Genomic DNA, 19029 nt, shown 5'->3' on the forward strand with positions numbered 1-19029 from the left:
ATCAAACACCATAAATTATACTTTAGTTATTTTTTCTTCCTTAATAATTGTTATAAGATTTTCTACAAGCCGTTTAGGATCCGTGTCGTAAATAATTTTTCCTTCTCTATGCGATACTTTAACAATCTCCTGAATCATATCGGTCGTACCACCGGAGTCGGTAAGTATCCCCACCGGTTTTCCGTCTTCGAATGCAATAGTAAATTCATTTAGGGTACCGATACGTCCGCACCCCACCACTACCGCATCAGATGCACGCGTAAGCATAAGGTTGCGTCCCGAAAATCCCCATCCCGTGTATATAATCATATCCATATAATCAAGCGGGAGATTATAGTGTTCTACATGCTCACGTTCCGTTTCTGCGGGAGAAAGGCCAATAGAAATACCTCCCTCTTCTTTAGCCCCCATAGCGGCCCACAACGGAAACCCGGTTGTTGCTCCCGTTGTAAGAATAGCTCCTTGGCGTACAATCTCACGCCCCACCTCTTTTCCTTTATCTATCGAATCCATGGCACAATGTCCCGTTTCAGCAGCACCCGATACGCAAATTTTATATTTAAGATGATAATGAGATGATTCTTTCATTTTTATAAATTAAATGTATCTTCTTGTTTAGGTGCTTTAGCATCTATACCTAAATTATCCTTTATACGTTGAGCGAGGAATAATGCCGACTTTGGTTCCCCTTGAACCACAAATACGGTTTTTAAGGTACTTGCCGTATGCTCAACATATTCGAATAACGCATCGCTATCGGCATGCGCCGAATATCCACCAATGGCTTTTATATGAGCACGTATCGGCACCGTCTCTCCATGAATCATAATATCCTTTGCTCCGTCATAAATACGGCGCCCCATAGAACCGGCCGCTTGATATCCTATAAAAAGGAGCGTGCTTTTCGGATCAGGTAGATATCGTTTCGCATGATGAGCAATACGTCCACCATGCATCATACCAGAGCCGGCAATGATAATTTTAGGCGGTGGAACATTTGCAATAGCTTTTGATTCTTCTGTTTCCTCCGTAAGCTTAAGTCCGGGAAATTTAAATAAATCGTCTCCTTCTTTAATAAGTTTTTGCGCTTCCTTACTGAAATACGTAGTGTACGCGGCATAAATACGGGTTGCCTTAATGGCTAGCGGTGAATCGATAAAAATCGGCACACGCGGAATACGCTTATGTTCGACAAGTTCATTAATTTCATAGAGAAGCTCTTGCGTGCGCTCCAGACTGAATGCCGGAATCATGAGCGTCCCCCCGGCAGAAAATGTATCTTCAATAACTCGTTCTAGTTTTGTTTTCCTCTCGCCAGTCGTCTCATGAACACGATCACCGTATACCGATTCGATAACAAGGTAATCCACGTCCGTTATAAGTTTCGTGGGAGTAATAAGGGGAGCCGGTGAATTACCCAAATCCCCAGTGAAAGCAATTTTTTTGGTTCCGATTTCGGTAGGAAAAGCAAATATATAAGCGGCCGATCCCAAAATATGCCCCGCATCATGTACTGTAGCTGTAATATCACCTACGGTAATTTCTTCACCGTAATCGCATCCCTTCCATAAAGAAAGCGCTTTATCAATATCCTCCCTTGAATAAAATACTTTTTCATCATCACTCCGTGCTTCTTTTTCCAAAATACCCAGACTATCCTCTAGCATAAGCGCCCCGAAATCTTTAGTGGGATGTGTTGAGTAGATTACACCCCGAAAGCCATCCCGCACTAACTTTGGAATGCGGCCGATATGGTCTATGTGTCCGTGTGTTACAAATAACGCATCGATGGAAGACGGATCATATGCAAAGTCTTCTCTGTTCTTCGCCTCGCAAAAACGCGGACATTGCGAAAGTCCGCAATCTACCAATATACGTGTTTTTTCAGTTTCTAATAAATGATTAGCCCCCGTTACCGCCTGTGCACCCCCATAAAATGTTACCTGTGTCATATACCCAGTATACCGTAATGATCGTTCTCGGCAAATAAGTATATTGTTTACGATAAGGTATCATGTTTTCGTTCGCGTACAAGCATACTTATTGCTACAAAAAGGGCGCCTACCGTATCGGCAACAAGATCCCCTAGCGTATCTGCCAATCCCAACTGCTGGCGAAGTCCGAATCTTTCCGTAAAAAAAACAGCATCAAGAATATACTCAAACCACTCCCATGCAACGCCTACAAGCATCACAAACCCAAGTGCGAAGGAAAGATACAGCAACCAGGGTATCTCCGTATGTATGCGCGGCACGTAATGGTTTTTTAAAAAAAAGAAAATCTGCGCCACCCACACACCCCCTAACACATGCAGTACGACATCAATCCACCATATTGTATATGCCCACCCATACCAAAGGGTAAGCGCATAAAGCACAAAAATAACGAACAGAACACATCCTATCCATTTCCTGGAAGCAAAATTTATATTCATATAAAAATACTACAAAGTATGGACTTCATGAACGGTTTTATAATCAAACAGTTCATCTTCGTTAAACCACACAAACACCTCCCGTTCGGCATCCGCCGCATCAGAAGAAGCATGGATAAGATTCATTACCGCCTTTCCTTTTGCATCGGCATATTTAAATGCTACATGCGAATAATCGCCGCGAATGGTACCGGGTTGTGCTGATTTCGGTTCGGTAGAACCTATTATTTTTCGCACGTTTTCAATAGCATCAACACCTTCCACAACAAATGCCACTACCGGACCGCTTTTCATAAATTCCACCATAATATCACGTACATGCTGTCCCCGTCTTTTAGCAAGATCTTCCGTATAATGTTCCATTGCCTGCGTTTTGTCCGCCCACCGCATTTTCATACCGATAATCTTTAATCCTGCATTTTCAAAGCGCTGGATAATAGAGCCTACAATCCCACGCTGAACACCATCCGGTTTTATAATAACGAGCGTGCGCTCAAGATGTATTTGTTCGGTTTTTTCCATAGTCACCCTATGATAGCGAAAAATATCTATACACACAAGACCGCCCGTTGAACGCATCCATAACACCCGGCATTACTATATAATGCCTCTAATACCCATTTATACTGTATGTTCCATCCTCATACATGCGAAGAAGAAGCGTTCCTTCCATGTCGGTGCGATGGACTTCCACATGCTCTCTTTTAAGAGCATTCAAAACTTCCTGATGAGGATGTCCATACCGGCTATTTCTCCCCACAGATACCAAAGCAACCATCGGAGAAATTTTTTCCAAAAATATATCGGATGATGAGGTTTTTGATCCATGATGCCCCACTTTCAGTATGTCCGTATCAAGGCTTTCCGAAAGAATAACCAGCTTACGCTCCTCCGAAGACTCTATATCTCCCGTAAGCAGTAAGGATGACTCTCCGTAATCTAGCCGTGCAACAACACTCGTGTTATTGATTTTTTTTACTTCCTTCCCTGCTTGCTCATAAAAAGGCGCCAGAATTTTTAGCGTTACATGCTTGTCTAATAAAAACTCTTGCCCGGCATGTGCATATATAACGGGTATTTCTTTTTCACCGATACGCTCGTGCCACACCTTATACTCTTCCGTTTCGTGCAAAACACCTGTTTCCACAACCGTACCAATTTCATATCTTCCGATTACATCCACAAGACCGTTTAAATGATCCGCGTCCGGATGCGTAAGGATAAGCATATCTATAGAACGATCATATGAAGACATAACGCGTCCCAATTGCGCAAGAACTGCATCTGTCGGACCGCCATCTATAAGAATCTGATTTCCCGATACCGTTTCTATAAAAATACTGTCCCCCTGTCCTACATCAAATACATATACGGAAAGGCCTTCGCTTGCGGACGGAACGGAAAACGCGCCATACCATACGCTCACTGTAAGCACCGTAAGAATAACCAGTATCCATTTTTTACGTAAAAGCATATGCCATTCGTACACCAAAATTGACCGAAAAAAAAGCCTGCCTACGTACGCCGCTTTTTTCCTTGAAGGATGCTCGATTTATACAAAGCAGGCTCATGGGCATCAATGTAAATAAACCGATGCTTGGTTTTAAAATCGGGTAATGCGCGCGCAATACTGTCATAAAGCATATTCTGATCATATCCCAGCGCAATACTATCCGGCTTCTTTTCTCTGATTATATTCCATGATCCTTCTTGCGCGTCTGATGGGTATACATAATCGGCAAGACCGCCTTCTTTTATGCTTTTTATGCGGACGGCAAGATTGTGTTTTGGTATGCGCTTTTTTGTGCGTTCAACATATTCATCCCGCGCAACTACAACGATAAGGCATTCTCCCCCCTTGCGCGCAGAACGCAAAAAGTACCGATGTCCCTCATGATATCCATCGAATACACCAAACACCATTATCGTTTTGATATGACTTTTATCCATGGCTTATATATACCACACCATAATATACCATATAGAACTATAACAATTGCAAATGGTATTGTGCCCATATGTATATCCGCGAACGGTACCGCAGATAATACTTTCACCACTCTTATCTGATACTCAAGAAATATGTATGAGATACTTCCCACAGCCATACTTGCGATCGTACTTATAAACCCCGTAAGCGCGCCCAAGAATCCTAATGCCATCGTAAGAGGTACGGCAATCAAAATAAGAATATTAGCAATCGGGCTTATGAGAGAAACTGTTCCAAAATAATACATGATGAGAGGAAGTACAGTAATCTGTGCCGCGAACGTGGATAAAAGTATATCACGCATACCATACAAAGACGGTACCCGATTGGCATATGCTTCGAGTGTGGGAGAAACATACATAAGTCCCACAGTCGCCATAAAAGAAAGCTGAAACGCAATATCAAATCGGAGAATGGCGGGATTATGAAATATCATAAGGGCCCCGGTAAATATCAAGGCGTTCGGCGCCTTATAACGTCTTCCTTCCATACGGGCAAGAAGAACAATTACACCCATTAAAGCCGCACGCACTATGGATGCAGATGCTCCCACCATAATGGTGAAAAAAGCAATACACACAAGCGATACCCAAAACGTTACTGATGAACGTATGAAAAAAAGACGAATAAATCGCGTAAGAGCGGAAGAAATAATCGTAATATTAAATCCGGAAAGAGCAATAATATGAATAACACCCACGGAGCGAAATCCGTCCAAAAGCCATTCAGGCATACTTGCTCGCGATCCCAATAAAAGTCCCTTCATGAAAGCGGCATGCGGTTCCGGAAGCATGCGCTCTATATTATGTTCTAACTCTTTTTTTGCCAAAAAGAGATATCTTTTTATGTTTTCCTCTATTCCTTTTTTTGCACTCTCTCCGGTACGCTCTATGTCAGGATAATACATAAGCGTATAAATATCATTTCGCGCAAGATATGCGGGATAATCAAAGTCATCGAATGACTCCGGTTGTTGAAGTTCCCCCGTAATACGAATACTGTCCCCGTATGTATAATCACCGTATCTATTTGCAAAAATAAGTATATTACCCGTAACATTAGTAGAGTTTTTTATTTCTTCCGATTCTATGATTTCGGCCCTTAACAAAAAACGTGTATTCTTCTCGCGCACTTCCGGCTCGTCTATTATAGTTCCGACTATGCTTTTCTTTCCTGGAGAAATATATACATGTATTCCCGATTCATTTTTGTGTGATACATTATCCTGAAAACGATATATGCCGATCCCAATGGAAAGAAGCACTAATCCTGCAAAAATCCATACTGATAATATTCTTTTCGCAAAACCAATTTCTTTTCCAATACCATACACAAAAATACCCGATCCCGCCGAAAAAAGCCCATAGAGAATATTCTTCGGTACACTCAAAAAAGACGCAATAGCAACGCCGCCCATAAAACAAAAGAGCAGGTAAAGAAATACGCGCGCCTTGGACATTCTCTATCCGTAGCAGATCTCCTCACCTTTTTTGAGACCTTTACTAAAGGTAAAATATGTGCTACTATTTTCGCAAGTTCAACCTTAAAAGGGGGTGCGCTATGAAGAAAAAAGAACCAAAGCGCGAGGATGTGTACTCCACATATAAAAACTATGTGGAGTACATAGCAAGCACGTTTTACTTGTCTGTTGAAAAACAAGATCAAGCCATGCTTGCGCAGGCGGGTTTTATCGGCGTCATGGAAGCATTACGCGACTATGACCCGGAAAAAAATTTGCCTCTACAAGACTACATCGGCATGTGCGTAAAAAGACAAATTATAGATTGTATACGTTCGATGGATATTGCGTCCCGATACTTTAGAAAAGCAAGACGAGATCTTAATACAGCAATACAAGATCTTACCACACTTTATGGAAGACCGCCTTCAAAGAGGGAGCTCCAAATACGACTTGGATGGGACAAAGAGTATCTTGATGAAATAATGTCCGGTATAAACTATATTTCTCTTGAAGTGCCTATACGAGACGATAAAATGAGTCTTGTTGTCTTGGGGGATATTCTTCCCGACTCGGCACAAACAGAGGAAACAGTTTCTCGTAATCTTTATAGGGAAAAATTATGGAAAGCTCTTCTGTGTTTGGATGAGAGAAAACGCAACATACTTATACAATATTATATAGAGGAACAAACACTTGAAGAAATAGGTTGTCAGTACGACTTATCACCCGGACGTATATCTCAACTACGCGGGGAAGCCATTACACACGTTCGAAAAGAACTGGGAATAAGCGGGCAGAAAGAAAAGATCATATTCATGAACCGCTACTTGAAAATAGGGAAATAAACTTAACGATCGATAGATAATTCTATCGGTCATTTTTTATGATTACACTAAAAACTACTTTGTTGTTTTTGATCAAGAGCCATGTTTACCATTCGATCCGCTTCTGTGTTTTGCTCGCGCGGTACGTGAGTAAACGAGATATCCCCCCCCAACTCCACTCGCATATTCCATAGTTCCATAAATTTTTTTTGAAGATTCTCATTTTCTATTTTATATCTCCCGGAAAGCTGTTCCACGACAAGTTGGGAATCCATATATACCTCAATAGCCATGGCTTTCAATTTTTCTTTTCCGAGCATACTTTTCGCCTTCTTTAATGCCGCCACTACGGCCTGATACTCGGCCTCATTATTAGTTGCTCTCCCCATCACTTCTCCTTCCTGTTTAAGTACCTCGCCCGCACCATTTTTAAGGACAAATCCGTATGCGGCCGGTCCCGGATTTCCCCTACTCCCCCCGTCGGTAAATATTACTAACGTTTCTTTTTTCATCTATTCTTTTTTATGGTTAATTCTTTATTTGCCCAGATATCCCACCTGCCGAAGCCAATACGAATGCTCCCATTCCCAGAGTGCTTTTGCCGCTAAAAATGCTTTTATGTCGTAAAAAAAATAGGGGAACTCCTTTAACTCAATATCTCCCGCCATATCCCCCCACTCATGTTCCGTATCCGCACAGATATTCTCCGGCTTGCGCCCCGATCGAATTTTCTTTCGTCCTCCTTTTTCGCGAAGTGTGGCTCTGCATATCGTGCATGCTTTCTGTTGATTAATCCGGAGTATCCATCTGGTTTCTATATCTTTTGGAAGATTAAGTTTTTGCTTCATTTCCTCCTCCTGAAGGGCCAGCACATACGCTGCTGTTTGTAAATTATATTCCCGAAAAAATCCGGTGGACGTTTTAATATCCAATACACCAAATTTTCCCCCTATGGTGGCAAGTGCATCTACCGTGCCGGTAAAGCGGTTTCGTTCCGATATAACGGCGCTTTCAATATATTCCGGATGAAAATGAATCTTCCTTTCTTCGGCAAACTCCTGAAACGAATGTACCGATGCTTTTATCGTTTCGGGAATTTCTACCTTTTCTCCGATAGCCACCTTTTGCACCACTTCATGGATAAGGGTCCCTTCCTCGGCCGATTTATTTTTTACCTCCTCGGCCGATTCATAACTTCCCATTTCTTTAAAAAACATATCAAGCGCCGGTTTTGATTTTACATCAAGAATTTTTGTAACGCGCGGAAACCATCGTCCATCACGATCATGCCCCATTGTTTCTTTAAATTGTTCGGGATTTGAATACCACATATTTCGTATCGTGAAAGTATAACGTATATTACATTGTACCACGCCGAATCCCCAGTAAACAAAAAGACCGTATACGGTCTTATAATAAAGAGTATCTTGTGGGGTACTTTTGGTCAGCCAAGAATGTTCAGAAAAGATATCCAAAAGATCTAGGGAAAAATCTCTCTTTGTACAAAAAAGACAGAGAGGCCCGGCCGTAGCCTGCCCATATCTTCTTCGGGATACATCCCCCACAAGATTCTGCTATTCTACATCTTTCTCAAAAAAAGTCAATATCGCTCCTCGCTTCGAATATTACTGATGGATGAGTAATGGATGGGGATATATTTCGCTTCTCGTAAGATTGTGGCTCGCCATAGCTACCCTCCCTCTTACGCAGTGTGAAAGATCCCCATCCATCAGCTTGTGGCTGCAAGGATTATCCCTGCACTCTAAGTGTAGTAAATACATTTAACTTGTCAATTGCCCCACATGCATCGGGAACATTTATTTTTCCAGAGCGGTGATACCAGGCAACGTTCCCGTTGCTAAAAACTCAAGCATAGCTCCTCCACCGGTTGAAACATGATAAAATTTATTTTCCCAGTCATGTCCGCGAAGTATCGCAATTGTATCTCCTCCTCCTATAATAACATGCGCCTTACATGCAAGAAGCACCGTTAATAAATCCTCCGTCCCCTTTGAAAACCCTTTTTCAACAAATCCCAAAGGTCCGTTCCACAATACCATACCCATGGCGTTTACCTGTTCTTTAAGATATGAAAGCGTATCCGGACCGATATCATAAATAAAATCATCGTCATCCACTCCGTCGAGAGAAACAATTTCATGGGAATCCACCTCCACATCACACGGGAATACTATATTATTTTTATTTAGATATTTCTTCTGAATATCAGGTATCGCATCCGTCTCTATGGGAGATGCTCCCGTGGAATGTCCGGCGGCCGCTAAAAACGTATTTGCAAGAGCTCCGCCGATAAAAATAAGGTCGGCTTTTTCTATAAACTGATCTAGTACGTTTACCTTTGTTTTAAATTTTACGCCACCCATAATAACCATGAAAGGACGTGCCGGTTCGAATACTTCTTTTAATTTTGTAACTTCCTCATTAAATAAGGGCCCCGCATATGAAGGAATACGGTGCGGGAGCGTTACAATAGATGCATACGGCCTATGAGACTGAGAAAAATCTTCATTGATATATATATCCGCCAAAGTGGCAAGATCATCCGCAAATGCTTCACTGTTATCCATTTCGCCCGGAAACGAACGTAAATTTTCGAGAAGAACAACATGTTTCGGATTTGCTTTTTCAAACGCAAGAGCTTCGGTAACCGTATAGGCAAGTACTATGTCAAACCCCGTAACACGCTTTAACTCCTTTATTAAAACATCGAAACTGCGATGTTCTTTTTTTTCAGTAAGATGACTTAAAAGCACCACATGCCCGGCTCTCTTTACCACATCACGCAAGAGAGGTAATGTGCGCATAATCCGAAAATCATCACTAATCATGCCATCCTCCGTAAGCGGCACATTAAAATCCACCCGCACGATAACGCGCTTTCCTACAGCAAGATGGGATTTAAATAATGGCAAGACCATATTATTATAATAACGCAGCTTCATCCACTATCTTTGCAAATTCTTTTGCGGTTAAACTTGCTCGTCCCACAAGAACGCCGTCTACGCCACCATCAGTGAGAAGGGTGTGTGTATTTTTACTTGTAACGGATCCGCCGTACAAAATGGGTATACGCACGGCTACCGCCTGTCCATACATATCGACAAGAAGACGGCGTATAAAAATACTCATCTCCTTTGTTGTCTCCGGAGAATCCAGTTCTTTTGGCTTTTGCGAACTTATGGCCCATACCGGTTCATACGTTATGATAAGTTTTCCGGCACGGCGGGCTGATATGCCGTGAAGTCCTTCCTTTACCTGATCGCGCACGAATCCGATATAATCATCATCTTCTCTTGTTTTTTCTCCCACACAAAGAACCGCAAAAAGACCGGCCGCAAGAGCTGATTTTATTTTTTTCTGCGTCATGTCATTTGTCTCCCCCGCATATTCTCTTCTTTCCGAATGACCTATAATGGCATATGCGGCACCGGCGCTTTTTGCCATACCCGCACCTATCATGCCGGTATACGATCCGCTTTCCCGCCAAAAAATATCCTGCACACCGCACTCTGCTTTTTTAAGTGCGGCACGTGTCTCCGTGAGGTAAAGAGACGGCACACATACTACCGGTACTACGTTTTTATATGCGGAAAGCGCGCTCTCCAATTCCCGAATCATTTTTTTAGCCTCCACGAGAGTTGCGGGATGTTCTTTCCAATTTGCGATAATATATTTTTTCATAGTTAAAATACCCATGTTATTACAAAAAACCCTCCTACAAGAAGCATGACAAACATAATAGAAAGAATATCGAAATGCCGTTCTATTGCTACTTTCATGCGTTCTCCCCAAATACCGATAAGACCCGCCACCAAAAGAAAGCGCAGTCCTCGTCCTATAAATGAGGCTGAAATAAGGGTGATAATCGGCACGTGGAAAAGACCGGACGCAATTGTAATTACCTTATAGGGAATGGGTGTGAATCCTGCTGTAAATATCGTAAAAAACGCATGCATCTGATACTGAAGCTCTATTGCATGCATAACATCTCCCAAATGATAAAATTCCACAATAGCAACACCGATGGATTCCCATAATCCCAGACCTATGTAGTATCCCGCTATCCCTCCTAATACCGAACCTATTGTTGTGATGACAGCATATCTAAGCCATTCCGTCGGACGCGCAAGTACCATTGGAATTAAGAGAACGTCCGGCGGTATAAGAAAAAAAGAACTTTCTATAAATGCAATGCCAAAAAGCGCCCACGCCGCATATGAATGTCCCGCCCAGGAAAGTGTCCAGTGATATAATGTATGAATCCATCTTAGTCGAGACATAATTATATAGTATCATTCAGTAATCCCGGCACCTGTTCCGGCGCAACCGCAATAACATCAAGACCCGTACCAAGCTCCAAGCCCGCCGGTGTTGATATTTTCGGTAATAACTCAAAATGCCAATGATAATGATCCGTATTCTCCTCATTTTCCGGCGTAGTATGGATAAAAAAATTATATGCCGGATCCTTAAGTGTACGGTGTAACATTCCGAGTGCCTTAGAAAGCGCGTCACCTAATTGCTCTATCGATTCTTCGGGTATGTATTTAAAATGTGACGCATGTTCCTTTGGATAGATACGAAGTTCAAACGAGCCATGCGGAGCATATGGCGTAATAACCAAAAAAGTATCATTCTCATACACAATGCGACTTTTTTGCTTTCTTTCCCAGTGAATAATCTGGCAATGGATACACGTTTTAAATTTTTTATAAAACATTGCGGAACCATGAAAACTTCTCTGTACGTCTGGTGGAACAATAGGAAGCGCTACAAGCTGTGAATGCGGATGGCTGATGGACGCACCCGCTTCGTGTCCATGATTATGAAATACTAAAATATATGCCACACACTCATCGTCACCTAATGCCATATAACGCTCCCGATAACTTCGTACCACCAAGGCTGCTTCCTGCGGCGTCATCTCCCCCAAACTTCGCTCATGAGGGCGCGTTATAATAAGCTCATGATACCCAATTCCCGACATGGTATTGTAAAGCCCATCCTGTTTTGCAATAGCGCAAGTCTTTTTTTCATGAGGCGTTACTGCAGGATATAAATTCTCCACCACCTGTACAAACCAATCATCAAAATTATCTTTAGCATTGCTCTCCGGATGAGGGTACCATAAAATCGGCTCTTTATCGTTAATACGCGGACCTTCAAAAGGACAATGTGTCTCCGACGCTGGTTTTTGACGGCTTCGACTCGCATACTGATCCGGCCGCTTCGCACGTCCCGTCGCGATCAAGACCCACTCCCCGGACACAATATCCTGACGAAGTTCCGAGTACCGATGTGTTTTTTCTTTTTTTTCGGGAAGCATAATGCTTATTTATAAATTCCACGTATAATATTCCATCGAACCTGTATTGTTTGCATTAATACATTTATATAATTAGAAAGTCCTACCGTACTTCGATCATCATTTTGCCATTCTATCGGAATAATACCAATGGTATACCTAAAATGCCGTGCCATAGCAAGGATCTCAATATCAAAACCAAATCCCTTAATCCGTGTTTGTCCGAATATACGAGTTGCGGCCTCACTTGTAAACGCCTTAAATCCGTTTTGCGTATCCCATATTCCCGGTACCGCTACTATTTGTATAAATATATTACCACTCATACCCAATATACGCCGATACCACGGTTGGGATATTTTTTGCGTGGCACCTTCCTTATCCCATGAATGCCGCGTTGATATTACGAGATCACGCCCCTCATCAAACAACGGCCTCATATCTTCAAAATAATGAATATCCGTTGAATTATCCGCATCAGTAAACAGTCGTATGCGTCCATGCGTCTGCCGCATGCCATTCGTCACCGCACCCCCCTTTCCAGTATTCTCCTGCTCGATAAGTCGGAGATGCGCGATGCGTCCCGTTAACTGACGCACAACATCTGCCGTGTGATCCTTTGCACCATCAACCACGACCACTATTTCGTAGGTGTAATTCTGCGCACTCAAATACTCCCCCATACGCTGCAAAGATGGCACAATGCGATCCTCCTCATTATATGCGGGAACAATTACGGAAAGATATATATCACTATCTGCCATACATACATGCTACCACATAGAACTTCGCGGAAAAATGTATTTCTCATATTCTATCCAGATACGTCTGTAAGATGAGAGCCGCCGAAGCGGCGTCAATATCCGTTTTTTTCACCGTACCCGGCCGCACAGCTTTTGTAGAAAAACGCTCCTCTTCAAAATAAATGGGGAGCGTTGATTCTTGCTCGAGTTTTTTTGCAAATGTATACACTTCATCCGTCATATCAGATTCTTTTCCGGAAAGCATTTTAGGAAGTCCTAACACAATACATTCTATAGATTCTTTTTGTATAAATTCTCTAAACACCTGCATTATGACTTCATCATTTTTCAAAACCACACGCGGAAATGCGATACGCTCCTCCGTGTTTCCTATTGCAATACCAATACGTTTAGTGCCGTAATCTATACCAAGAACATTCATACAGCGCATTCTACTATACGTACAAAAAAAATGCACCTCGAATGAGATGCAACGAAACATACCCGCTGATAATCTTATCTTGCCCAACGAGATGCCATAAATAGAAAAGGAGCAACAAACGCTATGCCCCCGATAAACTGGGACATCTCGGAAGATAGTCCCCAAAACCCGTCTATTGGTATAAGAAAACTTACACTACTTGCCAGCGTAAAAAAAAGGATAAGACAAAAAAGTGCAAATGCTATGCGTTCGAGCATGATTCCCCCCCAAAAAAAATTTGACTTCCGTAACAGTATAACTTTTTTTACTCTTTTGTCAATATCTCTGCCCCTTCCTTCGTCACTAAAATCGTATGTTCGAAATGCGCCGAAAGCGATCCGTCGCGTGTAGACCATGTCCAATGATCTTTTGCTATCATAACGCCCGCCGCGCCAAGCGTGAGCATAGGTTCTAATGCAAGCACCATTCCGGGAACAAGACTGGGCCCGCGCCCTTTCGTTCTATAATTGGGAATAGGCGGATCCTCATGTACAGCATGTCCTACGCCATGCCCCACGAGATCCTTTACAATACCGTACATTCCTTTACTGCGTACGTATGTTTCGATAGCATTTCCGATATCTCCCACATGTGCCCCGGCACAAATAGCCCGAATACCCTCTGTTAACGCGCTGTTCGTAACAAAAATAAGCTCTCTTGCCGCACTGTCGATAGTCCCCACCGGAACTGTAACGGCCGTGTCGGTATACAAACCACCATATTTCATACCGATATCAAGCCCGATAATATCTCCCTCGGCGAGGATACGTGTTTTTGAAGGAATACCATGAACAACTTCCTCATTTATGGACGTACAAACCGTTCCCGGATATGCTGTCTTGGCACCAAATGCCTTATATCCCTTAAACGCCGACTCTCCTCCTTCTTTACGTATAAGATCCTCTGCTAATGTATCAAGATCCGCTGTGGAAATACCGGGTCGTACGGCGTCCGCAATGCGCGATAAAACAGAAGCAAGCTTATGCCCGCCCTCCCTTAATACTTTTATTTCTTCCGGCGTTTTTATAAGGGACATTCCGTACGTTAACGTTTATGCAAGATTGAGGGCTTTTATAATATGTGCATGAATAGCGTCTACATCTCCTGAACCGTCAATCTCGATAAGCATCTTCTCTTTACGAAAATACTCGATTGCCGGAATAACATGCTCCCTGAAGAATGCTATACGCCCCTTAATAGCTTCCTCGTTATCATCATGCCGTCGCCGCTTTAAAAGACGTTCTTTTATATCTTCCTCGGGAACAAAAAGGTATATTGCTCTTGTTTCTGTTCGACGCTCCAAAAATGTCATCATCTCAACAGCCGCTTCCGCTTCCCACGCACTTCGGGGAGAACTCTCAAAAAGAATACCCTCTCCCTCTTTTACATCCTCACATACTTTATACACCCAAAGAGAAAGTGCTACCGCACTCGGCATAAGCCCTCCCTTATCCAATACTTTTTTCGTGTTAATGGCGGCAACGGTATCTTTTGTAAGAAGACTACGCAATAAGTCTCCCGTAGATATCATGTGTACCGGATATTTTTTCTCGAGAACACTCTTTAACATAGCTACCTGCGTTCCCTTACCGGAACCGGATAAACCTAAGAAAAATACATTTAATGGTTTTTGATTAGGCATTAAGTCTTAGATATTAGCTTCTAGAAAAAACAGGGTTTCGCTATTATTCATACTCGCGCATAACAAGCTTGCCTTCAATTTGTTTTATAAATTCCAAAACAACCGATACCACGATAAGAAGAGCGGTACCACCAAGTGTAAGCGTAACAATTCCTGTTGCCGCCTGTACCACAAAAGGAAGGACAGCAATAACACCAAGAAAGAGTGCTCCGGCAAGCGTTATACGGTTGATGATATGACTTAAATAATCCGCCGTAGGGCGTCCGGGACGAATACCGGGAACAAATCCGCCGCTCTTTTGAAGATTCTCGGCTATATTGTCCGGATCGAATGTCACCGCCGTATAAAAGTAGGTGAAAAAGAATACTAAAATAAAGTAAAATGATCCAAATGCAAGGAGATTGTTTGAAAAATTAAGGAAAAAGTTTCCAATTGACTGCAGTACCGTATTGGAAGATACTGTAAGAAATCCGGCAAACATCTGTGGAAACAATATAATGGAAAGAGCAAAAATAATAGGAATAACACCAGCCTGGTTTACTCGAAGCGGCAAATATGTAGAAAATCCGCCGTACATCTTCATACCGCGCACCCGTTTTGCATATGAAACGGGAATAGGACGCTCTCCTTCCGTTATAAATACGATAGCGGCAATAACCGCAAGCGCAAGAATGATAAAAATAATAAAGATGGGAATTTGAGAACGGTCAAATACAAAAAATGTTTGCTGTAAACTGGTAGGAACACCCGCCACTATACCGGCAAATATCATAAGAGAAACACCGTTACCAATGCCATATTCCGATATAAGTTCTCCTAACCACATAAGAAATAGAGCTCCTCCCGTTATAATAATAACGTTCGTCACAGTACCCAAAAACGTTATATCTGCCAAAATACCTTGGCGCCCCAATAAAGTGAGTAATCCGTATCCCTGAACAAAAGCAAGAGGAACCGTAAGAAGACGAGAATATTGATTAAACTTTTGACGTCCCGCTTCACCGTCTTCCTGATACATTTCTTTTAGCTTGGGAAATACGATCGTCATAAGCTGCATAATAATAGACCCCGTGATGTAGGGGCCCAGACCCAACATGGCAATGGAAAGATTATCTAAAGCACCTCCTGAAAAAATATTAAGAAGCCCCAGTAATTGATTACCATCAAGAAATGACCGAAGTTGTGCGATATTTACACCGGGAATAGGAATAGCGGCCGTAATACGAAATACCGTAAGCACGCCCAGCACAAAAAGAATGCGTCCACGCAATTCAGGATCTCGGAAAATATGTTTTATTTTTTCCACCATAATCTGGATTTTACGTATTGGCAGGCAAAATGGTTCCTCCCGCTTTTTCAATCTTTTCCACCGCTCCTTTTGATGCCTCACATCCCTCAACGGTGATTTTTTTCGTCAACTCGCCGTATCCTAAAATTTTTACAAAAGGAATTTTGCCACCCAATTTTTGAATAAGTCCCTTTTCGATAAGAAAGACTGGTGTTACTACATCTCCCGCCGAAACAACTAACTCTAACACTCCCACATTAACATCTGTAGGCTTAATGCGAAATGCGGGAAACTTATAACCACGTTTTTTCGGAATTTTTTTTATAATATCACGCAATTGCGGACGCACACGCCTTCCCGCACGTGCCTTCTGCCCCTTAATGCCGCGCCCTGAATACGTACCGCGCTTTCCGCCGCGTCCTACGCGTTTCGCTGTCTTGGATTCAGTATCCGGTTGTAATATATGTAACTGCATAATTTCGGTATTATTTCTTAGGAGGCGAGTTTCTGAAGAGCCGTTATTGTTGCTTTTGCATTATTGAGCTTATTTGTCGAACGCGAAATAATTTTTCCAGTGATGTTATTTATACCGGCGAGATCACAAACGATACGCACCGGACCACCCGCCATAATACCCCGTCCGGCATGCGCAGGTCGTAATAAAAGCCGGGATCCTGCAAATTTTGCCGAGACCTCATATGGGATTGTTCCATCTTTCGTAAGAGGTACGGTGAATAATTCCTTTCGTGCTTTTTTAAACGCCTTATCAATGGCAATTGCCGTATCACTCCCTTTTGCGGTTCCTAACCCGACCATACCCTTTTTGTTGCCAATAATTAACGTAGCGCGAAAAGAGAATCGTCGTCCTCCCGCCATCACACGTGCAACCCGCCGTAAATCAACCAGTTTCTGGTCGTATTCCGGCTTTTCCCGCCTAGGGCGTGCTCCCCGGCGATTTCCTCCCTGATTTTTTCCGCTTTTTGGTCCCATTATTCTAATGAATTACATATTAGGTTTCCGTCTTATATTATAGCTACGGCATTTAATGTAGCACTCCCATCTTCTAAAAAACAAGTCCTGCGGCGCGCGCCGCATCCGCTACCGCCTTTATCCGTCCATGGTACCTGTATCCTCCTCTATCAAATACCACGTGCGTAATGTTATGCTTTTTTGCCTTTTCCGCAATTATGCGTCCAACCTCCCCGGCGCGATCCGTTTTTGTTTTTGCTGATACACCATCCCTGCTGTGCGCCGCCATAAGCGTTTTTCCGGCACCATCATCAATAAGCTGAACATACAATGAGCGATTTGATCGATACACCGAAAGACGCGGGCGCGAAGATATGCCTCGCACCGTTGCCCGTACTCGCTTATGTCTATGTATACGCTTGTTTGTTTGATTATTCATGATATGTTATTATCCTACTCCCGTCTTTTTACCGGCTTTGCGGCGAATATATTCGCCCCTGTATCGCACACCCTTCCCCTTATACGGTTCCGGCGGACGATAACTACGAATAATGGCCGCTACCTGACCTACCGTTTCCTTGTTAATACCTTTTACTTCAATGGAATTTTTTTCCGCCGTTATATCAATACCCTCGGGTGGAACAAACCGAACGGGATGAGAAAAGCCCAGCGCCAAAACGAGGTCGCTACCTTCCATGGCGGCACGGTATCCGACACCCTCAATATCCAATATTTTTGAAAATCCGTCTTTTACCCCATATATCATATTGCGTACAAGCATATATATAGTACCTACTAGGCTTCGTCCCTGCTTTGTGTTTTCCACCAACACCACAGAAAGCTCACGTGTGTCATCCATAATATCCACACGCACTTCCGACGGAATGGCGCGCGTAAGCTCTCCTTTAGGTCCTTTCACCAAAAGGACGCCCTCACTTAGAGAGATTGTTATTCCTTCCGGAATTTTAATGGGTTTTACTGCTAATCGTGGCATAATAACATTTAATCTATTACCATACTTCGCAAATAACCTCCCCTCCGATACTCATCTGCCTGGCCACCCGCGAAGACATAACGCCTCGGGATGTTGATACGATAAACGTACCGGCAATACCTTTCCGTGATGGATGCATATCCTCCGCCTTCCAATACATACGCTGACTTTGCTTACTAACGCGAGTTGCTCCATTTATTTTTCCGCGCCCCTGAGCATCATACGAAAGCAATACTTCGGCAACACGCTTTGTTTTTCGTCCGCGCTTTACGATATCCTCCACAAAACCAATTTCTTTCATCACACGCAAAACTTCTCCCTTAAACTTGGAAAACGGAATGGTTACTGTTTTTTTCTGCACCGCTTGAGCATTGCGTATGCGTACTAACATGTCTGCAATAGGGTCTATTACCATGATGATTTTTTAACGCCTGGTATTTCACCGCGCGAGGCAAGTTCGCGGAAACAAATGCGACAAAGATCAAATTCGCGCATGTATCCATGTTTACGACCACAACGAAAACATCTTCGTACGATTCGTGTTACAAACTTGGGTCTTTTTTCCGATCGTGCTATGACTGATGTCTTTGCCATGATAATAAATTAGATTATATACTACTTTTCCTCAACTTTCTTAAGCGGAAATCCTAATAATCGAATCAACTTGTCAGCTTTCTCACGTGTTTCCGCGCTTGTTACTATCGTAATTTCAAGTCCGAAAATTGTTTTGGTTTCTTCTCCTATAACTTCTGGAAATATAATATGTTCTTTGATTCCCAATGTTATATTTCCCCCCGCATCAACGGCTTTTGGATCAAGTCCGCGAAAATCTCGCGTACGCGGTATGGCGGAAGATACAAGACGTTCCAAAAAATC

Annotated in this window: 26 protein-coding genes and 1 pseudogene (1 of these 27 cut by a window edge); 1 reads left to right on the forward strand and 26 read right to left on the reverse strand. The window is 42.7% G+C overall.

The window, feature by feature from the left end; translation table 11 throughout:
* Positions 1 to 15: 15 nt before the first annotated feature.
* The 7 genes from COU90_00725 to COU90_00755 all read right to left on the reverse strand — a co-directional run bounded on the left by COU90_00725 (position 16) and on the right by COU90_00755 (position 5883).
* Complete coding sequence (locus tag COU90_00725; protein PJE64777.1) at positions 16 to 588, reverse strand: hypothetical protein; 573 nt, start codon at positions 586 to 588, stop codon at positions 16 to 18.
* Positions 589 to 590: 2 nt separating this feature from the next.
* A complete protein-coding gene (locus tag COU90_00730; GenBank protein ID PJE64778.1) occupies positions 591 to 1952 on the reverse strand; it encodes an MBL fold hydrolase in 1362 nt (453 codons plus the stop codon).
* Positions 1953 to 1999: 47 nt separating this feature from the next.
* Entirely contained in the window at positions 2000 to 2434 is a 435-nt protein-coding gene (locus COU90_00735; protein PJE64779.1) for a hypothetical protein, read from the reverse strand.
* 9 nt (positions 2435 to 2443) lie between these two features.
* Entirely contained in the window at positions 2444 to 2956 is a 513-nt protein-coding gene (locus COU90_00740; protein ID PJE64876.1) for a nucleoside-diphosphate kinase, read from the reverse strand.
* Between the two features lie 88 nt (positions 2957 to 3044).
* Complete coding sequence (locus COU90_00745; protein PJE64780.1) at positions 3045 to 3908, reverse strand: hypothetical protein; 864 nt, start codon at positions 3906 to 3908, stop codon at positions 3045 to 3047.
* A gap of 41 nt (positions 3909 to 3949) precedes the next feature.
* Complete coding sequence (locus COU90_00750) at positions 3950 to 4384, reverse strand: hypothetical protein (GenBank protein PJE64781.1); 435 nt, start codon at positions 4382 to 4384, stop codon at positions 3950 to 3952.
* Positions 4357 to 5883 (reverse strand): hypothetical protein, encoded by a 1527-nt coding sequence (locus COU90_00755; GenBank protein PJE64782.1) that lies wholly within the window; start codon positions 5881 to 5883, stop codon positions 4357 to 4359. Before COU90_00755 ends, COU90_00750 begins: the two co-directional genes overlap by 28 nt.
* 56 nt (positions 5884 to 5939) lie before the next feature.
* Here COU90_00755 and COU90_00760 point away from each other — a divergent pair, with 56 nt between their 5' ends.
* Positions 5940 to 6731, forward strand: a complete 792-nt coding sequence (locus tag COU90_00760) for a hypothetical protein (protein PJE64783.1) — start codon at positions 5940 to 5942, stop codon at positions 6729 to 6731.
* Between the two features lie 47 nt (positions 6732 to 6778).
* Here the strand turns inward: COU90_00760 and COU90_00765 are convergent, their stop codons facing one another.
* The 19 genes and pseudogenes from COU90_00765 to rplE all read right to left on the reverse strand — a co-directional run.
* The gene (locus COU90_00765; GenBank protein PJE64784.1) at positions 6779 to 7222 is read right to left on the reverse strand and encodes a hypothetical protein; all 444 of its coding nucleotides are present in this window, start codon (positions 7220 to 7222) and stop codon (positions 6779 to 6781) included.
* A 24-nt stretch (positions 7223 to 7246) separates the two neighbouring features.
* Positions 7247 to 8041, reverse strand: coding sequence for a hypothetical protein (locus tag COU90_00770; protein ID PJE64785.1), 795 nt, complete (start codon positions 8039 to 8041; stop codon positions 7247 to 7249).
* 486 nt (positions 8042 to 8527) lie between these two features.
* Positions 8528 to 9673, reverse strand: a complete 1146-nt coding sequence (pgk, locus tag COU90_00775) for a phosphoglycerate kinase (protein PJE64786.1) — start codon at positions 9671 to 9673, stop codon at positions 8528 to 8530.
* Positions 9654 to 10427, reverse strand: a complete 774-nt coding sequence (gene tpiA, locus COU90_00780; protein ID PJE64787.1) for a triose-phosphate isomerase — start codon at positions 10425 to 10427, stop codon at positions 9654 to 9656. Before tpiA ends, pgk begins: the two co-directional genes overlap by 20 nt.
* Positions 10415 to 11011 carry a cytochrome B gene (locus COU90_00785; GenBank protein ID PJE64788.1) on the reverse strand — a complete coding sequence of 199 codons (597 nt, stop codon included), beginning with the start codon at positions 11009 to 11011 and terminating at the stop codon, positions 10415 to 10417. The genes tpiA and COU90_00785 overlap by 13 nt, the downstream gene beginning before the upstream one ends.
* A 2-nt stretch (positions 11012 to 11013) precedes the next feature.
* Entirely contained in the window at positions 11014 to 12057 is a 1044-nt protein-coding gene (locus tag COU90_00790; protein ID PJE64789.1) for a hypothetical protein, read from the reverse strand.
* Positions 12058 to 12062: 5 nt separating this feature from the next.
* Positions 12063 to 12785, reverse strand: a complete 723-nt coding sequence (locus tag COU90_00795; protein PJE64877.1) for a hypothetical protein — start codon at positions 12783 to 12785, stop codon at positions 12063 to 12065.
* Positions 12786 to 12843: 58 nt separating this feature from the next.
* Positions 12844 to 13281: a Holliday junction resolvase RuvX gene (locus tag COU90_00800; GenBank protein PJE64790.1), complete on the reverse strand. Its 438-nt coding sequence runs from the start codon at positions 13279 to 13281 to the stop codon at positions 12844 to 12846.
* Between the two features lie 14 nt (positions 13282 to 13295).
* Complete coding sequence (locus COU90_00805) at positions 13296 to 13478, reverse strand: hypothetical protein (GenBank protein ID PJE64791.1); 183 nt, start codon at positions 13476 to 13478, stop codon at positions 13296 to 13298.
* Between the two features lie 47 nt (positions 13479 to 13525).
* Positions 13526 to 14296: a type I methionyl aminopeptidase gene (gene map / locus COU90_00810; protein PJE64792.1), complete on the reverse strand. Its 771-nt coding sequence runs from the start codon at positions 14294 to 14296 to the stop codon at positions 13526 to 13528.
* Between the two features lie 15 nt (positions 14297 to 14311).
* Positions 14312 to 14902, reverse strand: a complete 591-nt coding sequence (locus COU90_00815; protein ID PJE64793.1) for a hypothetical protein — start codon at positions 14900 to 14902, stop codon at positions 14312 to 14314.
* Between the two features lie 43 nt (positions 14903 to 14945).
* Complete coding sequence (locus tag COU90_00820; GenBank protein PJE64794.1) at positions 14946 to 16211, reverse strand: preprotein translocase subunit SecY; 1266 nt, start codon at positions 16209 to 16211, stop codon at positions 14946 to 14948.
* A 10-nt stretch (positions 16212 to 16221) separates the two neighbouring features.
* On the reverse strand, positions 16222 to 16665 hold the full coding sequence (rplO, locus tag COU90_00825; protein ID PJE64795.1) for a 50S ribosomal protein L15: 444 nt from the start codon (positions 16663 to 16665) through the stop codon (positions 16222 to 16224).
* A gap of 17 nt (positions 16666 to 16682) precedes the next feature.
* Positions 16683 to 17180, reverse strand: a complete 498-nt coding sequence (locus tag COU90_00830; GenBank protein PJE64796.1) for a 30S ribosomal protein S5 — start codon at positions 17178 to 17180, stop codon at positions 16683 to 16685.
* Positions 17181 to 17253: 73 nt separating this feature from the next.
* Complete coding sequence (locus COU90_00835; protein PJE64797.1) at positions 17254 to 17598, reverse strand: 50S ribosomal protein L18; 345 nt, start codon at positions 17596 to 17598, stop codon at positions 17254 to 17256.
* Positions 17599 to 17607: 9 nt separating this feature from the next.
* Positions 17608 to 18153, reverse strand: coding sequence for a 50S ribosomal protein L6 (locus COU90_00840; GenBank protein PJE64798.1), 546 nt, complete (start codon positions 18151 to 18153; stop codon positions 17608 to 17610).
* A 16-nt stretch (positions 18154 to 18169) separates the two neighbouring features.
* Positions 18170 to 18571, reverse strand: a complete 402-nt coding sequence (locus COU90_00845; GenBank protein ID PJE64799.1) for a 30S ribosomal protein S8 — start codon at positions 18569 to 18571, stop codon at positions 18170 to 18172.
* Positions 18562 to 18747 (reverse strand): type Z 30S ribosomal protein S14, encoded by a 186-nt coding sequence (locus COU90_00850; protein PJE64800.1) that lies wholly within the window; start codon positions 18745 to 18747, stop codon positions 18562 to 18564. Before COU90_00850 ends, COU90_00845 begins: the two co-directional genes overlap by 10 nt.
* A gap of 21 nt (positions 18748 to 18768) precedes the next feature.
* A pseudogene (gene rplE / locus COU90_00855) lies at positions 18769 to 19029 on the reverse strand (50S ribosomal protein L5) (it continues 272 nt past the right edge of the window).

The organism is Candidatus Ryanbacteria bacterium CG10_big_fil_rev_8_21_14_0_10_43_42, assembly GCA_002793915.1.
In the GTDB taxonomy this organism is placed as follows: Bacteria; Patescibacteriota; Minisyncoccia; order Ryanbacterales; family 2-02-FULL-48-12; genus 1-14-0-10-43-42.